The sequence below is a fragment of the Blautia sp. ZXY-1-C6 genome (assembly GCF_056339875.1).
On record NZ_JBWJVQ010000075.1, the window covers coordinates 1 to 2311 of the forward strand.

The following is a 2311-nucleotide window of genomic DNA, read 5'->3' on the forward strand; positions in this document are numbered from 1 at the left end:
AGTAGTTCTGTAACTGCTAGTTCTACGGATGGTGCCGGAATTGGTGGCGGCAGTTACGGCACTGGCAGTGTCAGTGGTATTAACATTAATAGTAGTTCTGTAACTGCTAGTTCTACGAATGGTGCCGGAATTGGTGGCGGCGGTTACGGCGCTGGCAGTGTCAGTGATATTACCATTAAAAGTAGTTCCGTGACTGCTACTTCTACTCATAGTGCCGGGATTGGTTCTGTCGGGGGCACCTGCAGCAATATTGCCATTAGCGGTGGATCCGTAAAGGCATATTCTGATAATATGCCAGGCATTAATTGTACCCCCCATAATGGCAGCTCAAAAAATGTTTATTGTTGTATTATCGAAAATGAACATTCTTTATCAGTAGCGATAGATAGTGTACCCTGGAATCCAAGTGATCATATTTTTCCTGATTCTACAAAAGACGGTAATCTGTACGTCTGGTTAACTGAAAAAGAAAATAATGACGCTTATGATGTAACTGTTGGAACCGAAAAAAGGCAGTATTCTTTCAATCAGGCAAAAAACCAATTTGTACGTATCCAAACAACTCCTACCGCTGACCAATTTGATTATACGCAGCCCAATTTTACATATACTAAAGATACCCATGTTGATATTAGTAAATATATTAAATGGAAATATGATGTCACCGGTCATGGTAAAATTACTAAAGTAACGTATTTTAAAAAAGGAGATAAAACTCCACTCGCAGACAGCCCCACAGATGCAGGTACTTATACTTTTAAGATTGATGTGAATGAAGGTGACTACTACAATTCAGTCGATAGTATATCTGCACCAGAATGGGAATTTGTCATTTCAAAAGCACAAGCACCTTCAAGCAAGCCAACCGATACCGATCCTACAATATATGTTTCATGGTTATGTAAGAAAGTCGAAGATGTTAAAGGCCTTTTTAATGATGAATGGAAATGGAGCGATTCCGATATTTCTAAAAAATTACCTGTAGGAGAAGAAGTTTCCGCTACAGCAGTTTATAATGGTACAGATGCTGACAATTATGTAAATACATCTGTTGGATTTAAAATCATCAGAAAAGCATGTACACACCCACATACCGCAGAACGTTACTACTCCTCTCCATCCTGTACTTCCAGCGGATATAGCGGAGATACCTACTGCACAGACTGTAATGAAACACTTTCCTATGGTTATACCATTTCCGCATACGGCCATGACTATGACAACGGCGTTATCACTACAGAACCAACTACAGAAACTGACGGAATCATAACTTACACCTGTAAACGATGCAAACATCAGGATACAAAAAATCTCGGAAAGCTTGGTGACGGGGAACCTTACATTGAGGGAAGTTTCCAGAAGAAAAGCTGGGATACTGTCAATGATCTGATCAAGACATCCAAAGAAAAAGATACCATCTCCATTATCATGAATGGTGCCAGGACACTTCCTGCTTCCGTTTTATCCGGGATAAAAGGAAAAGATATTTCCCTGAATCTTGATATGGAGAATGGTTTCATCTGGAAGATTAACGGTACTTCCATTACAGCAGAAACACCTGCAGATACCGATCTTTCTGTTACAAACACAGCAGAATATATCCCGGCAGCATTATACAGCCTGATTTCCACAAACCAGAATGATTTCGGTTTCCATCTTGGAAGAAACGGAACTTTTGATTTTCCGGCTGTGCTTTCTGTAAAAGCAGATGCCTCCTGTGCAGGACTTATGGCAAATCTGTTCTGGTATGATGTTGAGAATGGGGTTCTGCAGTGTATCCAGACTGTAACTGTAGGCGGTGCATTTGAGCGCAGTATTCCATATGCTGACTTTACCCTTTCCAAAGGACAGGATTATTTCATAGCATTTGGTACAGAATCTCTCAATGGCAGAGTTATTCACACAGACGGAAGTATCACAGATGAAAACGGTGCATACCTGCGACCTGCCGACACAAAGATTTCCAGCCACTCCATTGACAGAAACAAGCTTACTGTCAAACTTGCCAAAGGATGTGCCGGTGCTCAGGGTTATGACTTCGTGATCAGCAGGAAATCGGATATGCTCCAGACAGGTAAATTCAGCAAAACAGTTTCCTCAACCGGCAAGCCGCAGGCATCCTTCAGATATCTTTCAAAAGGTACCTGGTATGTGGCAGCCCGAAGCTGGGTTCTGGATGCACAGGGCAATAAGGTCTATGGTTCCTGGACAAAGGTTAAAAAGATCAAGATCACAGTTGTCACACCACAGCAGCCAAAGATCAGGGATATCACTGTAAAAGGAAACACAGTGACTGTTACTTACACAAAAT

1 pseudogene is annotated in these 2311 nt (G+C 41.5%); it reads left to right on the top strand.

The window, feature by feature from the left end:
* Positions 1-2311: pseudogene (locus AC075J_RS02890) on the top strand (hypothetical protein); the annotation flags it as partial.